The organism is Streptomyces sp. LN549 (assembly GCF_043203805.1).
GTDB lineage: Bacteria > Actinomycetota > Actinomycetes > Streptomycetales > Streptomycetaceae > Streptomyces.
In genome coordinates this window covers 4,088,558-4,106,106 of the sequence record NZ_JAZHRI010000002.1, presented here as the reverse complement: position 1 = coordinate 4,106,106, position 17,549 = coordinate 4,088,558, and the positions used below count along the sequence as shown (strand labels likewise).

Below are 17,549 nucleotides of genomic sequence, written 5' to 3'. Positions count from 1 at the left end.
CACTTCCGACCGGGTTCCGCCCAACGGTCACAACTGCGGGGCCGGGCGAAGGGCGACGGCTGCGGGGCTGGACTGAAGACGCCCGGCCCCGCAGCCATCCGGCCTGCCTGCGCGGTTACTTGGTGAAGTAGAAGTACTTCCAGGCCCCGTGGGTCGTCGAGTTCACGTTGTCGCCCGATGTGTTGTTCACGTACGAGGCGCGGACACGCATCCGGTAGCCCGTCTCATGCGTGCCGCTCAGCGTCACGATCGAGCCCCCGGTGCCGAGCTTGAAGTACTGCGAGCCCGCGTCGTACCACTTGCCCGCGTAGTAGAGCTCAAGGGAGAGCAGGTGGCTGCGGTTCTTGTAGTACGTCATCTTCGTCGTGAAGACCGGGTTGGTCTTCTTGTGGAAGTACGCGTACGTGGTGGAGCCGATCTTGACGTTCTTGTACTGCTTGGAGATGGAGGTCGAGACCGCCACCTTGGCGTACGCCGTGGACGTGACCGTCCTGGGCGCGTAGCGGGCGTCACCCTTGAAGACGGCGGTGACGGTGGTGTCCCGCGTCATGTCGACCGTGGTGGACAGATTTCCCTTGGAGTCGACCTTGCCGGTCTTCACCAGCTTCTTGGGCTTGTCCGCGCCGAACGGATCCACCCACAGCTCGACGGCGCGGTTCTTGTACGTCGTGCCGAGGTGCGCGGTGAACGACACATCGGTGCCGTACGCGTACAGCCCCTTGTTGCGGTTCAGGGTCAGCGAGGTGGCCGCGCGGGAGACGGTGACCTTGTCGCTGCCCGACCCGGGGGAGTGGGTGGCGTCACCCGCGTACGACACCTTGTACGTGACCGTGCTGCCCGCGGGCGGCGTGTCGACGAAATGGAACGCGCCGTCCGGCTTCAGCGCCACGGGAGGCAGGACCTTGCCCGTGGGCGACTCGAGGTCGGTACGCGTCACCGTGGCCGTGGCGCCTGCGGTGAACGGGGCGTTCGACACCGCCTTGCCGGTGACCATGACCTTCTTGCCGCGCGTCGCCTTCGGCGGGGCGGTGACCGTGACCGTGGTGACGGACCGGTTGGGGTCGGTGAGCACCCGCAGCGAGTGGACACCGAGACTGTTCACGGTGACGGCGAACAGCCGGCTGGTGTCCGGCGCCCAGGCCAGGCCTGCCGGATCCAGGGTGTCCGAACCGCTGGAGTTCCCGGTGTTGGGGAACTCGTAGGTTCGCACGGGCGCGGTGGTGACGCCCTGCTTGTACACGTAGACATCGGGGTCGTACCAGCCGAAGATGCCGGCGGCGACCGTCCCGTCCGGTGCGATGTCGACGGCGTTGGGGTACGCGTCGGACGGGTACGCGATCGCGGGCGCGAGGTCCGAGGTCCGGTACGCCTGGTGCTTGTACGGAGCGCCGCTGGCCACGACGACCTGAGTGCCGTCCGGGGTGAGCGCGAGGTCGCCCAGGTTGCTCCCATCGGTGCGGGTGGACGCGGTCCGGGTGGCCGTTCCCAAGGCCACGTCGTACGTCGCCAGTTCCACCGGACTCTGGCCCTCGATACCGGCCGCCAGCACGTCGGGTGCGCCCGGAGTGGAGGCCAGGGTCGGCGCCGCGTACCAGGTGCCGTCCGTCTCCTGCCCCAGGTTCACGACCGGCTCGGCGCCGGTCAGGTCGAGCGAACCGATCTGGCCCGCGCCGGCCGAGCCGTATCCGAACCAGAGCTTGCCGCCCGCGAGCGCCGGGTACTTCGGGCCCGTGCCGCTGCCGGTGTCGTACCGGGCGGACTCCGTGAGCGCCGCGGTGTCGATCGTGACGATGGCATCGGCGCCCGCTACGGCGGCGTACAGCGTGCCGGAGTCGGCGGACAGGTCGAGCCCGGTCACCCCGGGAAGCGACGGGATCGTCGCGACGAGCGCACCGTTGTAGTCGGTGACGAGGACCTTGCCGTCGGTCGGGTCGCTGATGAAGACGCGCTTGTGCACGCCGTCGGTGACGATGTCGCCGACGGACGCGGCAGGAAGAATCTTGCTGGAGTCGGCGGCGGCCGGGTTCGCCGCACCGCCGACCAGCACTACAGAGCTGAAGAGGACCGCGAGCGAGGTCGCGGTGGAGATTCTTCGTGTACGCATGATGATGACGTCTACCCCCACGGTGAATGTGGGCCGCGTGGCACCCTAAGACGAGAAAGGGGTACGGCCCAGGGTCGCAGGGTAAGGCATGATCTTCACAGCGCGTGCACATATACGGCGCAGGGGCCCGTTGCCGCGTCCGTGGACCGGCCGTCCCGGCCGCCGGTGTCGGCCTCTCGGTGTGCAACCTGGTCCGGCTCAGCCGGACTTCGTGTAGGTGAGCGACTCGCCGGAGTCCGTGTTCACCCGGCTCAGGGTGCCGTCCGGGAGCAGGGTGAGGGTGGTGGGGCTGCCCGGGGTGCAGGACGTCATCGGATCGCCCGTGGTCACCGTGGACGGGCCGAGGCTGACCGGTTCGCCGTCGGACGGCTGGGATGCCAGGTCCGCCTGGAAGACGCAGCGGTAGGTGCCGCCGCCGTCCAGCGGCCCCTCTGCGGTGAGGCTCAGGACGGCATCGCCCACCTGGCCCTGCTGGATGACCAGTTCGCGGGTGGAGTGGCCGGTGGCGTTGTCGATGCTGCCGGACCAGGTGCCCAGATACCCCTCCGGGATGTCTCCCTCCTCGTTGCCGTTCTCCTCGTCGTCGCCGCTCTGCCCGTTGTCGTCGGCCGACGGGTCCTGCGCGCCTTCGGGGGAGGGCGAGTCGGAGGAACCGCCCGTCGGGGAGGGGTCGGCCGAGCCGGTGGGGGAGGCGGTGGTGGTCGCGCCGTGATCGCTCATGAGCGCGTAGACGGACCCGCCGGCTCCTATGGCGACGAGCACCGCGATCGCGACGAGGGCGACCGTCGAGCCGGCGCTCCGGCGTGGGGGCGCGGGGACGGGTGGCTGGATGCCGGTCGGGTGGGGCGGGCCGTACGGGGGCGTGGGGCCGAAGCCCGGCTGCTGCGGATAGCCGTACGCATAGCCCTGGTCGGGGTTCTGCTGGTGCGGATATCCGTACCCCTGGCCCGGGTGCGGCTGGGCGGGCAGTTGCGGATAGCCGTACGTGGGGGTGGGCGTCCCGGGCGGTGGCGGTCCGGCCGGCGGACCGGTGGGCGTGGGGGTGGCGACCATGGTGGGGACTGCTTGGACGCTACCGGGCGCGGGGTGCTGCGCGGGCGCGGGTGGTGCCGGTGGTGTGGCCTCGGCCGGTGCCTGGGCGGTGGGGGGCGCGTTGTCCGGGGGCGCGCCGTTCGGGACGGTGTCCTTCGGCGCGGCGTCGATGGGTGCGGGGTCGGCGGGGGTCGCGTCCGTCGGAACCGCGTCCGTCGGGACCGCGTCCGTCGGGACCGTGCCCGTCGGGTCTTCCGAGTCCAGCAACCCCACTGCATGGCGGCCGAGTTGGGCGATGAGTGCGCCCGGCAGCCAGGGTTCCGCGCTGTCGCCCTCGTCCAGCCGCTCCAGGATCTCGTCCGTGGACGGACGGGCCCCGGGGTCCTTGCGGAGGCAGTCCTGGATCAGTTCCACGAGGTCGACCGGCACCCCGGTGAGGTCCGGGTCCTCCTGTGCGATCCGGAACAGCAGAGCGTGCACCCCGCTGGCCGCCGCACCGAACGGAAGCCGCCCGGTCGACGCGTACGCCAGCACCGACCCCAGGCAGAACACGTCGCACGCCAGCGTCACGCGCTCGCCGCGCACCTGCTCGGGTGACATGAAGCCGGGCGAGCCGACCAGGGCGCCGGTGCGGGTGAGGCCGCCGTCGGTGATGGTGTCGAGGGCCCGGGCTATGCCGAAGTCGATGACGCGCGGGCCGTCGATCGTCAGCAGGATGTTGGACGGCTTGAGGTCGCGGTGGATGAGCCCTGCGGAGTGGATGGCCCGCAGGGCGTGGGCGAGACCGGTGCCCAGGATGTGGACGGAGCGGTCGGGCAGTGGGCCGTACGCCCCCGGGGCAGGGCCCGCCGAGGTGCTCGCGCGCCCCGAGACGGTGGCCTGGAGGGAAGGGCCGGCGACGTATCCGGTGGCGACCCACGGCACGGCGGCCTCGGTGTCGGCGTCCAGTACGGGGGCGGTCCAGGTGGAGCCGACCAGGCGGGCGGCCTGCACCTCCTTCCGGAACCGGTCGCGGAACTCCTGCTGTTCGGCGAGTTCCTCGCGGACCAGTTTGAGCGCGACCACGCGTCCGCGGTCCGAGCGGGCCAGGTACACCTGGCCCATGCCGCCTGCGCCGAGCCGGCCCAGCAGGCGGTAGGCGCCGATGCGCTGCGGATCGGTGGCCCCGAGCTTCTCCATGGTGTGCAGTCCTCCCCCGTACGGCGACACGCCGGACGGGTCGAGAATAGCGGCGTGGGTGTGCGGGGACGGGGCCGCGGTGCCGGGTCCGTGCTCGGGCCGCGCCCTCAATCGCCGGAAGAACCCGGGGAGTCGGAAGAACCCGGAGAGTCGGAAGGGCCCGATGAGCCGGCCGGGCCCGGGGCGTCGGGACCGGTCAGCGTCTGCATGGCCCGGGTCAGGCGCTCCAGGACCCGCACCGTCTCCGTGAAGCCCTCGTCTCCCAGCTCCCGCGCCAGGCGCGCCGCGAACTCCGCGTGGCCCGGGTTGATCCGGGACATCGCCGTGCGGCCCTCCTCCGTCGGGCGGAGCAGCTTCGCGCGGCGATGGGCCGGGTTGGGGACGTACTCCGCGAGGCCCTTGCCCACCAGCAGGTCGGCGATGCGCTGCACGGCCTGCCGGGTGATACCCATCGACCGGGCGATTCCGGAGACCGGCAGCGGCTCGGTGATCACCGCGCCGAGCACCTGCCACCACGCGGCGGTCAGTCCGGCCGGAGCGGCCAGCTTCTCCGCCACGGAGAGGAACCGGCCGTTGAGGTGGAAGATCCCGAGGGCGGTCCGGCTCAGCCGGTCCTGGTCCGCGTCGCTCATCCCTGAAGCACCTCGTACGCGCTCGCGTCCGAATCGTGGAAGAGCCGGAACCAGGCGTCGAGCTTCTTCTCGTCGTACACCCCGAGGCGGGCGAAGACCTCGCGGGCGAACGCGACCGGTTCGGTGGGGCCTGCGGTGATCAGGTCGCCGTCGGTGACGGCGTCGGCGTCGGTGTAGTGCTTGCCGCCCGCGTAACCGGTGGCCGCCAGGTAGAAGGAGACCGCGCTCGTGTGCGCCCGCTCGTCGAGCAGTCCCTCGCGGGCCAGGCCCGCCGTCGCCCCGCAGATCGCGGCGACCGGCACGCCCGCGTCCAGGAAGGCGCGCGCGGTGCGGGCGAAGGGGGCGAGCGCCTCGCCGGAGTCCCACAGCGTGGCGCCAGGCAGGATCAGCAGTGCGCTGTCCTCGGGGCGCAGCTCCGCGAGCACCAGATCGGGGTGCACGCTCAGCCCGCCCATGCTGGTGACGGGAGCGGTCGTGGGGCCGACCGTCCGGACGGTGAAGCCGTTGAGGGCGAGGTGGGCGGTCGTGTGCCCGGGCTCCCAGTCGGCGTATGTGTCGTACACGGCCAGGTGTGCGGTTGTCCTGCGGGTCATGACGGCCTCCTCGTCGGGAAGAACGCTTATGACAACATGCTGTCGCTTCGACAGCATGTTGTCAATAGCTGGAGAGCTCGCGGCGACCCGACACCCTGCCGAACCAGGCGGCCCACGCCATACAAGGTGGCCATACCCGCCGCCGCCCGCCGCCGCCTACGCTCGCCGCATGACCCCTCATCCCCCTGTCGACTCCGCCGCCGGCGCGGCCGTCAAGGCCGCCGACCGCGCGCACGTGTTCCACTCCTGGTCCGCCCAGGGCCTGATCGACCCGCTCGCCGTCGCCGGCGCCGAGGGGTCGTACTTCTGGGACTACGACGGCAACCGCTACCTCGACTTCACCAGCGGCCTCGTCTACACCAACATCGGTTACCAGCACCCCACCGTCGTCGCCGCGATCCAGGAGCAGGCGGCGAAGATGACGACCTTCGCGCCCGCCTTCGCGATCGAGTCGCGCTCCGAGGCCGCACGCCTCATCGCCGAGCGCACCCCCGGTGACCTGGACAAGATCTTCTTCACCAACGGCGGTGCCGAGGCCGTCGAGAACGCCGTCCGGATGGCCCGGCTGCACACCGGCCGCACGAAGGTGCTGTCCGCCTACCGCTCGTACCACGGCGCCACCTCCACCGCGATCAACCTGACCGGCGACCCGCGCCGCTGGGCGTCCGACAACGGTTCGGCGGGAGTCGTACGGTTCTGGGCCCCGTTCCTCTACCGTTCGCCGTTCTACGCCGAGACCGAGGCGGAGGAGTGCGCCCGCGCGCTCCAGCACCTGGAGGACACCCTCGCCTTCGAGGGTCCTTCGACCATCGCCGCGATCATCCTGGAGACCATCCCGGGCACGGCCGGCATCATGACGCCGCCGCCGGGCTATCTCGCCGGTGTCCGCGAGATCTGCGACCGGTACGGCATCGTCTTCGTCCTCGACGAGGTCATGGCCGGCTTCGGGCGCACCGGCAAGTGGTTCGCCGCCGACCACTTCGACGTCACCCCCGACCTGATGACCTTCGCCAAGGGCGTCAACTCCGGTTACGTACCGCTCGGCGGCGTCGCCATCTCGGCCGAGATCGCCGCCACCTTCGAGACCCGCCCCTACCCGGGCGGCCTCACCTACTCCGGCCACCCGCTGGCCTGCGCGGCCGCGGTCGCCACCATCCATGTGATGGAGGACGAGAAGGTCATCGAGAACGCCGCCCACATCGGTGAGACGGTCCTCGGCCCCGGTCTGCGCGAGCTCGCCGAGAACCACCCGTCGGTCGGCGAGGTCCGCGGCCTCGGCGCGTTCTGGGCGCTGGAGCTGGTCCGCAACAAGGAGACCCGCGAGCCGCTGGTCCCCTACAACGCGACGGGCGAGGCCAACGCGCCGATGGCGGCCTTCGGCGCTGCGGCGAAGAGGAACGGCCTGTGGCCCTTCATCAACATGAACCGCACACACGCCGTTCCTGCGTGCAACGTCACCGAGGCCGAGGCCAAGGAGGGCCTGGCCGCTCTCGACGCCGCACTGTCGGTGGCCGACGAACACACCGCGTAACGACGCCCGCGAGCGACGTCGGCCCGCGCCCCTCCCCTTTCCCTCGTCTAAGGTGACCCGAGGCCGAAATGGGGAGGGGCGCCATGCGCGCGAGCGGAGCGGTCACCCGCAGTACGCTGCGGCAGCAGATCGCGGACGCGCTGCGTGACGAGGTGCTGGCCGGGCGTTTGCAGCCGGGACGGGAGTTCACCGTCAAACAGATCGCCGAGCAGTACGGCGTCTCCGCGACACCCGTCCGCGAGGCACTCTTCGACCTCTCCGCACAGGGCCTGCTCGAATCCGACCAGCACCGCGGATTCCGGGTCCACGAGTTCACCGTCGCGGACTACCGCGCGATGGTGGAGGCCCGAACCCTGGTCATGGACGGGGTCATCCGGGAGGTCTTCACGGGACCGCCCCCCTCGCCGCCGGAGCAGGCCGCCTACCGGGATGCGCTCGTCTCCGTACGCCGCCGGGCCGAGGAGGCCTCCCGTGCGGCGCGCGGCGGCGACCTGGACATCCTCATCGGCTACGACCTGCGCTTCTGGCGCGAGCTGGGCGCGCTCGTCTGCAACAGCTACATCACCGACTTCCTGCACCGGTTGCGCGTCCAGGCCTGGGTGTTCGCCGTCCCGTACCTGCGCGGTGACGCCGACGTACGGGACTGGCTGTGGAACGGGCACCCCGAACTCGTCGCCGCGATCTCGCACCGCGACCGCGAGGCGCTGCGCCGGGCCGTCGCGGACTACAACGGCCACGCCCTGAGCTGGGCGGACCGGCTGGCCGCCGGAGACCCGGCTCATCCGGGACACGCACCACGGCCGGACGGGCCGGACGGTCCCGCGGCCCAGGGGCGTCCGAGGACCTGACCGATCCGGACGGACGGGCCGAGCCGAGCCGACTGAGCTGAGCCGAGCCGACTGAGCGAGCTGAGCCGAGCCGGTCGTGAGGGACCACTGTCCGCGACGTCCCGACCGCATTACGCTGTCCCGACCATCGCACCACCGCACGCATCCCCGTATGAGAGCGAGACTTCGTGGCCTGTGACCTGTGGCTGGTCCCCCTCGTCGATGTGCTGTGCCACAGCCCCGACAACCCCTTCGCCGAAGAGATAGCCGTCTACGACAAAGCGCTCGTCGAGGCAGGGCTGCCGCCCGTGCCCGTCTACGCGTACATGCCCGGACTTACCGGTGACGTGGCCCCGGTCGCGGGCTTCGACTATGACGCGCTGCACTTCCTGCGCCGCGCCTACCTCCTCCACCTCAGCGGCCTCGCCGTCACCCCGGTCGACGAACTGGGCGGGGACTACGAGCAGTTGCTGGAGATGTTCGAGCCGACCGCCCAGCAGTCGCACCTGGTGTGGCACTACGACCACGCGGGCGCGTACGTCCCCGTGGACTTTGCCGGGCCGCTGTCCACCGACGCCCTGCTGGAGGGCGGCGGTCCGCTCGGCTCGGCGCACGGCCTGCTGCGGGAGCTGCAGTTCGTCGCCCCGTCCATCGGTATCGATCCGGCCAACCCGCCGCCCGCCCCGCTGCCGCCCGCCGCGCCCACGGCGCTGGAGGAACCGGCGTTGCCGATCCCGTACGACGACAACCCGTTCGCCCGGGAACGCCACGTCTGGCTCGGCCTGCACGCGGCGGTCACCCGCAGCCTCGCCCAGGGCTCGATGATCATTTTCAGCTGAGGGACCGGGGCTGCCGGGTGCGGACCCCGCCGCTCCCCGCGGTGCTCACCGGTGACCGGTCACCGCGGGGACTCCGGCGGCCGCTGCCGCGGCATGTTCGGCCGGCCCATCGACTGCAGCGGGAACCTTCCCGGCTGCGCCCCCGGCTCCGTGCGCCCACCGCCCGAGCCGCCGGAGACCAGCGTCTGCATCCCCATCGGTGCGGGACCGGCCCGGAACTCCACCATCCAGTCCGCGGTCTCCGACCGTACGAGCTCCGTGATGTCCTCCGAGAAGCGCCGCAGCACCCCCAGGCACCGCTCGGCCGCCTCGCTCGCCGTCCCCTCGGCCGGGCCGAGCACCTCGCGCACGCACTCCGAGGCCCAGTCGAACTGCAGCACCTGGAGCCGCCGCTGCACGGCCTGCGCCGTGGCCAGATTCCTTATCCAGCCCGAGGTCAGCCCGAAGTACCGGTCGCACGCCATGCACGCGGCGCCCAGCAGCAGCGACAGGTAGCCCCAGCCGGCCGCGCCGTGCAGCGCGCCCGTCAGGTCGAGCAGCGGCAGCGCGGCGCCCGCCACCGCTCCGGCCGCGGTCCCCAGCCGCAGCGCCCTGGCGCCGCGCCGCTTCCACACCCGGTCGCCCAGATACCAGTCGGCGGTGCGCAGCGCGTCGGCCTCTACCCATCGGTACAGCTCGTCCAGCCGCTGGGCGGGTTCGCCCCAGTCACCGAGCGGGAAGGGCGTCCCGGTCAGGTCCCTGCCCTGCGTCTCACGGCTCCGAGCGCCGGAGCCCGCACCGGAGGAAGTGACCGGACCGGGCACACCGGATTCGTTGCGGGGCGGCCCTTCGGGCTGCATCTCCGGCTGACTCACCGGGGTACTCCTCTGCATGCTGCATAGCGACGCGTGTTCTCGACCGCGTACTCGACGATGGGCGGATCTCTGCTCTCTGTGCACTCGCTGCTCACTGGCCCCGGCGCGACCCGCAGTCCCCCGTGCGTAACCTTGCGTGACGGGAGATGGGCGTGGGCGTACCGGGACGCCCCCCTTCCTACCGCCGAATGGTGGGCCGTGGGGTCGAAATCGCGGTATTCCTGGGTGCGCAGGGCCTCTGGTCAGGTATAGGAGGCTCGCCACGGTCTGCCCGAACTCACTCGAAAGAGTTGCTCACCAGTGGGTGGAGCGCGCCGCCCGGGGACCACGTAGGCTCGGCTTACCGAAACATTTGTCGTCGAAATGCCTGGAGTGACCGTGATTCCCGGTGGTGGTCAGCCCAACATGCAGCAGCTGTTGCAGCAGGCTCAGAAGATGCAGCAGGACCTCGCCGAGGCGCAGGAGGAGCTCGCGAGGACCGAGGTCGAGGGTCAGGCGGGCGGTGGCCTCGTGAAGGCGACGGTCACCGGCTCCGGCGAGCTGCGCGGCCTGGTGATCGACCCGAAGGCGGTGGACCCGGAGGACACCGAGACGCTCGCGGACCTCGTCGTGGCGGCGGTCCAGGCGGCGAACGAGAACGCCCAGCAGATCCAGCAGCAGAAGCTGGGCCCGCTGGCCCAGGGCCTGGGCGGCATGCCCGGCCTCCCCTTCTGACCGCGGACGTACCGCTTACGACCGCGGACGTACCCAAGACCGTACGTACCCCCTACGGTACGTACCACGACGCAGCCGACCCGGCCCGAAAGGCGTTCCGTTGTACGAAGGCGTGGTTCAGGACCTCATCGACGAGTTGGGCAGGCTGCCCGGCGTCGGTCCCAAGAGCGCGCAGCGGATCGCCTTCCACATCCTGCAGGCGGAGCCCACGGATGTGCGCCGTCTCGCCCATGCGCTCCTGGAGGTCAAGGACAAGGTCCGCTTCTGCGCCGTGTGCGGCAACGTGGCACAGCAGGAGGAGTGCGGGATCTGCCGGGACCCGCGCCGCGACCGGACGGTCATCTGCGTGGTCGAGGAGCCGAAGGACGTCGTGGCGATCGAGCGGACCCGCGAGTTCCGGGGCCGCTACCACGTCCTGGGCGGGGCGATCAGCCCCATCGAGGGCGTCGGCCCGGACGATCTGCGCATCCGCGAGCTGCTGGCCCGTCTCGCCGACGGCTCCATCACCGAACTGATCCTGGCCACCGACCCCAACCTGGAGGGTGAGGCCACCGCGACGTACCTGGCGCGGATGGTCAAGCCGATGGGCCTGCGCGTCACCCGGCTGGCCAGCGGGCTGCCGGTGGGCGGCGACCTGGAGTACGCGGACGAGGTCACCCTCGGCCGCGCCTTCGAGGGGAGGCGCCTGCTCGATGTCTGATCGTTTTCCAGCCGTCGACCGGCGGTCTCACGACGGCTTTACGTTCAGCGCAGCTATCTTCTACTCACCGTCTGCGACCGTGCCCACGGGAGGTCTCCTCGATGTCTGACGCCACGCTGAACACTGTCACGCAGGACCCCGACGACTTCGCGGTCCAGATCGCCGACCAGATCAAGACGTTCATCGTCGCGGTCACCGAGGTGTCCATGGTCGAGGAGCCCGAGGAGGCCGTCCCGGTCCTGCTCCTCCAGGTCTCCCAGCTCCTGCTGGCCGGCGGCCGGCTGGGCGCGTACGAGGACATCCTTCCCGACGAGCGCTACGAGCCGGACCTGGGTGCCGAGCCGGACGCGGACGGCCTGCGCGAGCGGTTCGCGGCCCTGCTGGAGCCGATCGACGTCTACTCCGAGGTCTTCGACCCGTACGAGCCCCGCAAGGCCCCGGTCCCGGCACGCATCTCCGACGACCTGGCCGACCTGGTCACGGACCTGCGCCACGGCCTGGCCCACTACGAGGAGGACCGCACCACGGAGGCCCTGTGGTGGTGGCAGTTCTCCTACTTCTCCAACTGGGGCTCCACCGCCTCCGCCGCCCTGCGCGCCCTCCAGTCGCTGATCGCCCACATCCGGCTGAACCAGCCCCTCCAGGAGCTCGACGGCCTGGACACCGACCAGGACGCCGGCGACGACGACCTGGCCGAGGAGGCCGGCCGCGTCATGGTCGAGGAGATCGCGGGCCCGCTGGGGCTGCGGCCGGTGAAGTAGCCGCGGGGGTTTCGGGCCGGGTGGTTCGAAACAAGATCGCCGCAGGTCCGCCCAAGATCTACGATCATCCGATGATCGAAGGTATGTCGGTAAGGCTCCGCGCGCTGCGCGCGGAGGACGCAGAGCATCACTTCCGCTGGCGCAACGACCCGGAGGTGGTGCACTGGGCCGCGGGTGGTGACCCGGTCTTCGGGCCGGTCACGGCGGAGGCCATCGGAAATGCCTTCGAGACGATGCTGCGGTTGAGCCCGAGGGATTCAGCCGTCCTCACGGTCGAGGATCTGACCGACGGCGCGGTGATCGGGATGGTGGACTACCGGGACCTGGACCCCTTCGCCGGGCTGGTCACGGTGGGCGTCACCATCGGCAGCCGGGACCACTGGGGCGGCGGGTACGGCTCGGAGGCGTTGAGGCTGCTGGTGGGGCACCTGTTCGGGGCCTTCGGCCTGCACCGGATCGAGCTCGACACCTGGAGCGGCAACGAGCGGGCCGTCCGCGCCTTCACCAAGGCGGGCTTCCGGGAGGAGGGCCGGCGCCGGGAGACCGTACTGGTGGCGGGCAAGCGGTACGACACCGTGCTGTTCGCGATGCTGCGCGCGGAGTGGCCGGGTTCGGTCGCGCAGGGTTCGGGCCCACGAGAGGTTCGGGGAGCCGCCCGACAGCGACCTCCGCTCGGCGTGTGAAAAATGCCGGGGCCGGTGTCGGTGCCCGCTGCTAGCCTCCCCCAGCCCGTGATCACCACGGGCCTTGCAGGGGAGGGGACTCGAAAGCATGACAAGCGGGATAAGACGTAGGAGAGCCCGGTGGCTCGGGGCACTGTCGGTCGGTGTGGCGGTCGTGATGGCGGCGCCGAACGCGGCCGTGGCCGCGGACAATCTGCCGCCGCTCCAGCCGGTCGTCGCGGATCTGACGACGGGTTCGAAGGCGTGTGCCGCGGGGGATGACCGGCCGTACGTGTCGTCGGCCCCGCGGGTCGCGGCGGTGCTGAACGACCCGGTGGAGGACGACGGCCCCGCGGAGGGGAACTTCGTCACCGGGGAGTTCGAGGCGTGGTGGACGGACGGGGACGGCGTCGAGCAGCGCCGGAGCTACCACTCTCGGGGGCTGGTGGATTCAGGCTCCGCCGCGGCGTGGCAGCTTCCCTCGGACCTTCCGGCGTCGACGATCATCTCCTGGCGGGTGCGGGCCGATGACGGCGAGGCCGTCTCGCCGTGGAGTGCGGCCGATGCCAGTGGCGCAGCCTGCGAGTTCGTGATCGACGATGTGAGTCCGGAGAAGCCCACGGTCACTTCGGCCGAATACCCGGAGGACGTCTTCCGGTCGGACGGCGTCGGGGTCTACGGGACGTTCCACTTCGATTCCCCGTCGGACGACGTCGTCGACTACACGTACTACTTCGTCGGGGGTCCGTACGGGACGGTGAAGGCGGACGGGCCGGACGGTTCCGCGGAGATCCGCTTCATGCCGACGTCAACGGCACCGGGCCGCCTTGAGGTCTCCGCGAACGACCGCTCAGGCCGTCGCAGTGCGACCACCTACTACCGTTTCTTCGTCCAGGCGGGCCGCTCCCCGGTCGGGCAGTGGGCACTGGCCGATCCTGCGGGCTCCAAGTCCGCCGCACCCACGGCAGGGCCCGCGGCCCGTGCCGGCACGGGTGTCACCTTCGGTGGCCCGGCGCCCTCGGGGACCCCGCTGACGTCCACGGCGACGCTCGACGGGACGGGGCACGGCTTCCTGACGCCCGCCGCGCAGGTCGTCGACACCGGAAAGACCTTCGCGGTCGGCGGATGGGTGCGGCCTGCGGCGCTGGACCACGACATGACGCTCGCCAGCCAGGACGCGGGCAGCGCGCCCGGGTTCACTCTCGGAGCCCGTACCGGAGACGGTGACCCGGTCTGGTCGTTCGGTATCGGCGGTACGCGCGTCAGCGGCGGCCGTCCCGAGACCGGCGAGTGGGCGTATGTGCTCGGCCTGTACGACGACGAGACGGGGCTGGCGCATCTGTACGTGAACGGCCAGGAGGCGGGCACCGCCACCGAGTCCGCACCCTCGACGGTCACCGGTGACTTCCAGATCGGCCGCGCACGCGGCAAGGCCGGCTACCGGGACCGCTGGCAGGGCGAGATCGGCGACGTCCGGACGTACGACCGGGTCGTCGTCCCCGATGAGGCCGCGGAGCTGGCCCGCCGCGTCCCGCAGGAGCGGGGGCACTGGTCCCTGGAGACCGCGTCCGACGGTCTCAGCCCGGAGCTCCACGGCGGTGAGCCGATGCAGCTCGCGGCCGGCGCTTCGGTCTACAACCTGCCGGCCGACGCGTGTGACCCGATTGCCGACCCGGAATGCGTGCCGCCCGCCTATCCACTCGTCGATTCCGGGCATCTGGATCTCGACGGGGCCGGCGGGTATGCCGCCACGGACAGCCCGGTCGTCGACACCGGTGACAGTTTCACCATCGGTGCGGTGGTCCAGTTCGCGGACCAGGAGCCCGCTCATCCCATGACGGTGCTCTCGCAGGGCGGGGAACACGGTGACGCGTTCAAGGTGCGGTACGTGCCCTCGGCGCTGAGGTTCGAGCTCGTGATGAGCCACGCGGATGCGCAGGGAGCCGACGAGACGGTCGTCAGCATCATGGCGCTGGCGGACGACGGCGGATCGGGGGGACACCGCATCGCGGTCGTCCACGACGCCGCATCTGATGGGGTCACGCTGTACGTGGACGGCCAGCCGAGTGATGGCGTGGATTTCCGTTCGTCCTGGACGAGCACCGGCGGCCTCCAGGTGGGGCGCGGCCACACGGCTGACGGCTGGGGCGAGTACCTGCACGGATCGGTCGACGAGGTGCAGGCTTTCTCCGGGGCGCTGGGCGAGACCGCCGTTCACCAGCTCGGGCACGGCGCGGAGCCCTGCCTCACCTGCTGATCACGGCTCTTGTGCGGCCCAGCCCTCCCCGTGTGGGTTGGGCCACATAAGGGAGTGCCGCGGTGATCGGCGGGCAGCAGCCTCGTACGAGCAGTTCGGGGGCGACACGCCGATGATCACGTGGTGAGCGGGACATCTCAGCATGTGGTATCGGCGGGGCGTTTCCGGGCTGCTCGTTAGACTGAGCCGACCGCGATAAATGGATTGAGCGAGGAGCGCACGTGGGCCTTGTCGTGCAGAAGTACGGAGGCTCCTCCGTAGCCGATGCCGAAGGCATCAAGCGGGTCGCCAAGCGAGTAGTCGACGCCAAGAAGAACGGCAACCAGGTGGTTGTCGTGGTGTCAGCGATGGGCGACACGACGGACGAGCTGATCGATCTCGCCGAGCAGGTGTCTCCGATGCCTGCCGGGCGTGAGTTCGACATGCTGCTGACCGCCGGAGAGCGGATCTCCATGGCCCTGTTGGCGATGGCGATCAAAAACCTGGGCCACGAGGCCCAGTCGTTCACGGGCAGCCAGGCCGGTGTCATCACCGACTCGGTCCACAACAAAGCGCGCATCATCGATGTCACGCCGGGCCGCATCCGGACCTCGATCGACGAGGGCAACATCGCCATCGTCGCCGGGTTCCAGGGCGTCAGCCAGGAGGGCAAGAACATCACGACCCTCGGCCGCGGCGGGTCCGACACCACCGCGGTGGCGCTCGCGGCGGCGCTGGACGCCGAGGTCTGTGAGATCTACACCGATGTGGACGGTGTCTTCACCGCCGACCCGCGGGTCGTGAAGAAGGCCCAGAAGATCGACTGGATCTCCTTCGAGGACATGCTGGAGCTGGCCGCGTCCGGTTCCAAGGTGCTGCTGCACCGCTGTGTGGAGTACGCACGCCGCTACAACATTCCGATCCACGTCCGTTCGTCCTTCTCGGGGCTGCGCGGGACCTGGGTCAGCAACGAGCCGCAAGGGGACCAGCAGGTGGAGCACGCCATCATCTCCGGAGTCGCCCACGACGTCTCCGAGGCCAAGGTCACGGTCGTCGGCGTGCCCGACAAGCCGGGCGAGGCAGCCGCGATCTTCCGTGCCATCGCGGATGCCGAGATCAACATGGACATGGTGGTGCAGAACGTCTCCGCCGCGTCCACCGGTCTGACAGACATCACCTTCACGCTCCCCAAGGCGGAGGGTCGCAAGGCCATCGACGCCCTGGAGCGCAGCCGGGCCGGCATCGGCTTCGAGTCGCTGCGCTACGACGACCAGATCGCCAAGATCTCCCTGGTCGGCGCGGGCATGAAGACCAACCCGGGCGTCACCGCGGGCTTCTTCGAGGCGCTGTCCGACGTCGGTGTGAACATCGAGCTGATCTCGACCTCCGAGATCCGCATCTCGGTGGTCACCCGGGCAGACGACGTCAACGAGGCCGTGCGCGCCGTGCACACCGCCTTCGGTCTCGACAGCGACTCCGACGAGGCAGTCGTGTACGGGGGCACCGGCCGATGACCGCACGCCGCCCTTCGCTCGCGGTCGTCGGCGCGACCGGGGCGATCGGCGGCGTCATGCTCCAGATCCTCTCGGAACACGCGGATGTCTGGGGCGAGGTGAAACTGATCGCCTCACCGCGTCTCGTCGGCCGCAAGCTGGTCGTGCGCGGTGAGGAGGCCGAGGTCCTCGGCCTCACCGAGGACGTCTTCGACGACGTCGACGTGGCGCTCTTCCTGGTGCCCGACGAGGTCTCCGCCCTCTGGGCGCCGCTCGCCGCGTCCAAGGGCGCCGTCGTCATCGACGACTCCGCCGCCTTCCGGACGGACGTCGACGTGCCGCTCGTCGTCCCCGAGATCAATCCCCATGCCGTACGGATCAGGCCGCGCGGCATCGTCGCGAGCCCGAACTGCACGACGCTGTCGCTGATCGTCGCGGTCGGCGCCCTGCACGCCGAGTTCGGGCTGCGGGAGCTCGTCGTCTCCTCGTACCAGGCAGTGAGCGGGGCCGGGCGCGACGGCGTCGCCGTACTGCGCGAACAGCTGTCGATGGTGGCCGGCACCGAACTCGGTACGAAGCCGGGCGACGTACGCCGCGTGGTGGGCGACACGGACGACGGCCCGTTCGCCGCACCCGTCGCCCTCAACGTCGTGCCGTGGGCCGGTACGGACGCGGGCGGCGGCTGGTCGTCCGATGAGCTGGCGATCCGCGACGAGTGCCGCAAGATCCTTGATCTGCCCGCCCTGAAGGTCTCGGCGACCTGTGTGTACGTACCCGTGATCGCCACGCACTCGATGTCCGTGCACGCCCGCTTCGAGAACGAGGTCGCGGTCGACCGGGCCCACGAGATCCTGGCAACCGCACCGGGCGTCGTGCTGTACGACAACCCGGGAGCCGGAGATTTCCCCACCCCGTCCGATGTAGTGGGCACGGATCCGACCTGGGTCGGCCGGGTCCGTCGTTCGCTGGACGACCCCAGGGCGCTGGAGCTCTTCCTCTGCGGGGACAACCTCCGCAAGGGGGCGGCCCTGAACGTCGCGCAGATCGCCGAAGCGGTGGCTGCCGAATTTCCCCGGTCCTGATCGAACCTGTTCTGTACGCTCTGTGAACGTCCTGTGAGCAAGTTGCTGGTCTGAACCTCTTGAGCTGGGGTATCGCGGTGGCCGACGATGACCTTTCGGTCCGTCGCAACCGCCGGCCGGGTGGCAGGCGTCTCAGTGGTCACTTCCTGCGCGGCGGGGCGCATATTCGGGGCATTCGGGGAAGAGCGGGTCGTATGAGGGCATATCGCATGGTGTCAAACGCGGTGCCGTATGCGTACAACCCTGACGGGGGGAAACGTGTCCAACTGGCGTGGCAGAGGTTCTCGATATCACAGTGGTGGGCCCCCTG

General features: G+C 70.5%; 15 protein-coding genes. 10 read left to right on the top strand and 5 right to left on the bottom strand.

Annotation, left to right across the window (positions count from 1 at the left end):
- Nucleotides 1-115: 115 nt before the first annotated feature.
- From SH922_RS18460 to SH922_RS18445, 4 genes are all read right to left on the bottom strand, one after another.
- The gene (locus SH922_RS18460; RefSeq protein WP_393059043.1) at nt 116-2,104 is read right to left on the bottom strand and encodes a YncE family protein; all 1,989 of its coding nucleotides are present in this window, start codon (nt 2,102-2,104) and stop codon (nt 116-118) included.
- 198 nt (nt 2,105-2,302) lie between these two features.
- The gene (locus tag SH922_RS18455; protein WP_393059042.1) at nt 2,303-4,315 is read right to left on the bottom strand and encodes a serine/threonine-protein kinase; all 2,013 of its coding nucleotides are present in this window, start codon (nt 4,313-4,315) and stop codon (nt 2,303-2,305) included.
- A gap of 107 nt (nt 4,316-4,422) precedes the next feature.
- Nucleotides 4,423-4,947: a MarR family winged helix-turn-helix transcriptional regulator gene (locus SH922_RS18450; RefSeq protein WP_393059041.1), complete on the bottom strand. Its 525-nt coding sequence runs from the start codon at nt 4,945-4,947 to the stop codon at nt 4,423-4,425.
- Complete coding sequence (locus tag SH922_RS18445) at nt 4,944-5,540, bottom strand: type 1 glutamine amidotransferase family protein (RefSeq protein ID WP_393059040.1); 597 nt, start codon at nt 5,538-5,540, stop codon at nt 4,944-4,946. The genes SH922_RS18450 and SH922_RS18445 overlap by 4 nt, the downstream gene beginning before the upstream one ends.
- A gap of 169 nt (nt 5,541-5,709) precedes the next feature.
- Here SH922_RS18445 and SH922_RS18440 point away from each other — a divergent pair, with 169 nt between their 5' ends.
- From SH922_RS18440 to SH922_RS18430, 3 genes are all read left to right on the top strand, one after another.
- Nucleotides 5,710-7,071, top strand: coding sequence for an aspartate aminotransferase family protein (locus SH922_RS18440; RefSeq protein ID WP_393059039.1), 1,362 nt, complete (start codon nt 5,710-5,712; stop codon nt 7,069-7,071).
- Between the two features lie 83 nt (nt 7,072-7,154).
- The gene (locus tag SH922_RS18435) at nt 7,155-7,919 is read left to right on the top strand and encodes a GntR family transcriptional regulator (RefSeq protein ID WP_393059038.1); all 765 of its coding nucleotides are present in this window, start codon (nt 7,155-7,157) and stop codon (nt 7,917-7,919) included.
- Nucleotides 7,920-8,086: 167 nt separating this feature from the next.
- On the top strand, nt 8,087-8,737 hold the full coding sequence (locus SH922_RS18430) for a hypothetical protein (protein WP_393059037.1): 651 nt from the start codon (nt 8,087-8,089) through the stop codon (nt 8,735-8,737).
- A gap of 59 nt (nt 8,738-8,796) precedes the next feature.
- Here the strand turns inward: SH922_RS18430 and SH922_RS18425 are convergent, their stop codons facing one another.
- On the bottom strand, nt 8,797-9,576 hold the full coding sequence (locus tag SH922_RS18425; protein WP_393063609.1) for an SLATT domain-containing protein: 780 nt from the start codon (nt 9,574-9,576) through the stop codon (nt 8,797-8,799).
- A gap of 393 nt (nt 9,577-9,969) precedes the next feature.
- Between SH922_RS18425 and SH922_RS18420 the strand changes: the two genes are divergently transcribed.
- The 7 genes from SH922_RS18420 to SH922_RS18390 all read left to right on the top strand — a co-directional run bounded on the left by SH922_RS18420 (nt 9,970) and on the right by SH922_RS18390 (nt 17,239).
- On the top strand, nt 9,970-10,305 hold the full coding sequence (locus tag SH922_RS18420; protein WP_393063608.1) for a YbaB/EbfC family nucleoid-associated protein: 336 nt from the start codon (nt 9,970-9,972) through the stop codon (nt 10,303-10,305).
- A gap of 100 nt (nt 10,306-10,405) precedes the next feature.
- Entirely contained in the window at nt 10,406-11,005 is a 600-nt protein-coding gene (gene recR / locus SH922_RS18415) for a recombination mediator RecR (protein WP_266780167.1), read from the top strand.
- Between the two features lie 101 nt (nt 11,006-11,106).
- A complete protein-coding gene (locus SH922_RS18410) occupies nt 11,107-11,766 on the top strand; it encodes a DUF5063 domain-containing protein (protein ID WP_393059036.1) in 660 nt (219 codons plus the stop codon).
- Nucleotides 11,767-11,837: 71 nt separating this feature from the next.
- Nucleotides 11,838-12,449, top strand: a complete 612-nt coding sequence (locus SH922_RS18405) for a GNAT family N-acetyltransferase (RefSeq protein WP_393059035.1) — start codon at nt 11,838-11,840, stop codon at nt 12,447-12,449.
- A 145-nt stretch (nt 12,450-12,594) separates the two neighbouring features.
- Nucleotides 12,595-14,685, top strand: a complete 2,091-nt coding sequence (locus SH922_RS18400; protein ID WP_393059034.1) for a LamG-like jellyroll fold domain-containing protein — start codon at nt 12,595-12,597, stop codon at nt 14,683-14,685.
- Nucleotides 14,686-14,906: 221 nt separating this feature from the next.
- Entirely contained in the window at nt 14,907-16,178 is a 1,272-nt protein-coding gene (locus tag SH922_RS18395; protein ID WP_326660415.1) for an aspartate kinase, read from the top strand.
- A complete protein-coding gene (locus SH922_RS18390) occupies nt 16,175-17,239 on the top strand; it encodes an aspartate-semialdehyde dehydrogenase (RefSeq protein WP_393059033.1) in 1,065 nt (354 codons plus the stop codon). The genes SH922_RS18395 and SH922_RS18390 overlap by 4 nt, the downstream gene beginning before the upstream one ends.
- Nucleotides 17,240-17,549 lie beyond the last annotated feature (310 nt).

Coding starts and splice junctions, on each gene's coding strand:
- SH922_RS18460 (WP_393059043.1), bottom strand. CDS start 2,104: ATGCGTACACGAAGAATCTCCACCGCGACCTCGCTCGCGGTCCTCTTC.
- SH922_RS18455 (WP_393059042.1), bottom strand. CDS start 4,315: ATGGAGAAGCTCGGGGCCACCGATCCGCAGCGCATCGGCGCCTACCGC.
- SH922_RS18450 (WP_393059041.1), bottom strand. CDS start 4,947: ATGAGCGACGCGGACCAGGACCGGCTGAGCCGGACCGCCCTCGGGATC.
- SH922_RS18445 (WP_393059040.1), bottom strand. CDS start 5,540: ATGACCCGCAGGACAACCGCACACCTGGCCGTGTACGACACATACGCC.
- SH922_RS18440 (WP_393059039.1), top strand. CDS start 5,710: ATGACCCCTCATCCCCCTGTCGACTCCGCCGCCGGCGCGGCCGTCAAG.
- SH922_RS18435 (WP_393059038.1), top strand. CDS start 7,155: ATGCGCGCGAGCGGAGCGGTCACCCGCAGTACGCTGCGGCAGCAGATC.
- SH922_RS18425 (WP_393063609.1), bottom strand. CDS start 9,576: ATGCAGCCCGAAGGGCCGCCCCGCAACGAATCCGGTGTGCCCGGTCCG.
- SH922_RS18410 (WP_393059036.1), top strand. CDS start 11,107: ATGTCTGACGCCACGCTGAACACTGTCACGCAGGACCCCGACGACTTC.
- SH922_RS18405 (WP_393059035.1), top strand. CDS start 11,838: ATGATCGAAGGTATGTCGGTAAGGCTCCGCGCGCTGCGCGCGGAGGAC.
- SH922_RS18390 (WP_393059033.1), top strand. CDS start 16,175: ATGACCGCACGCCGCCCTTCGCTCGCGGTCGTCGGCGCGACCGGGGCG.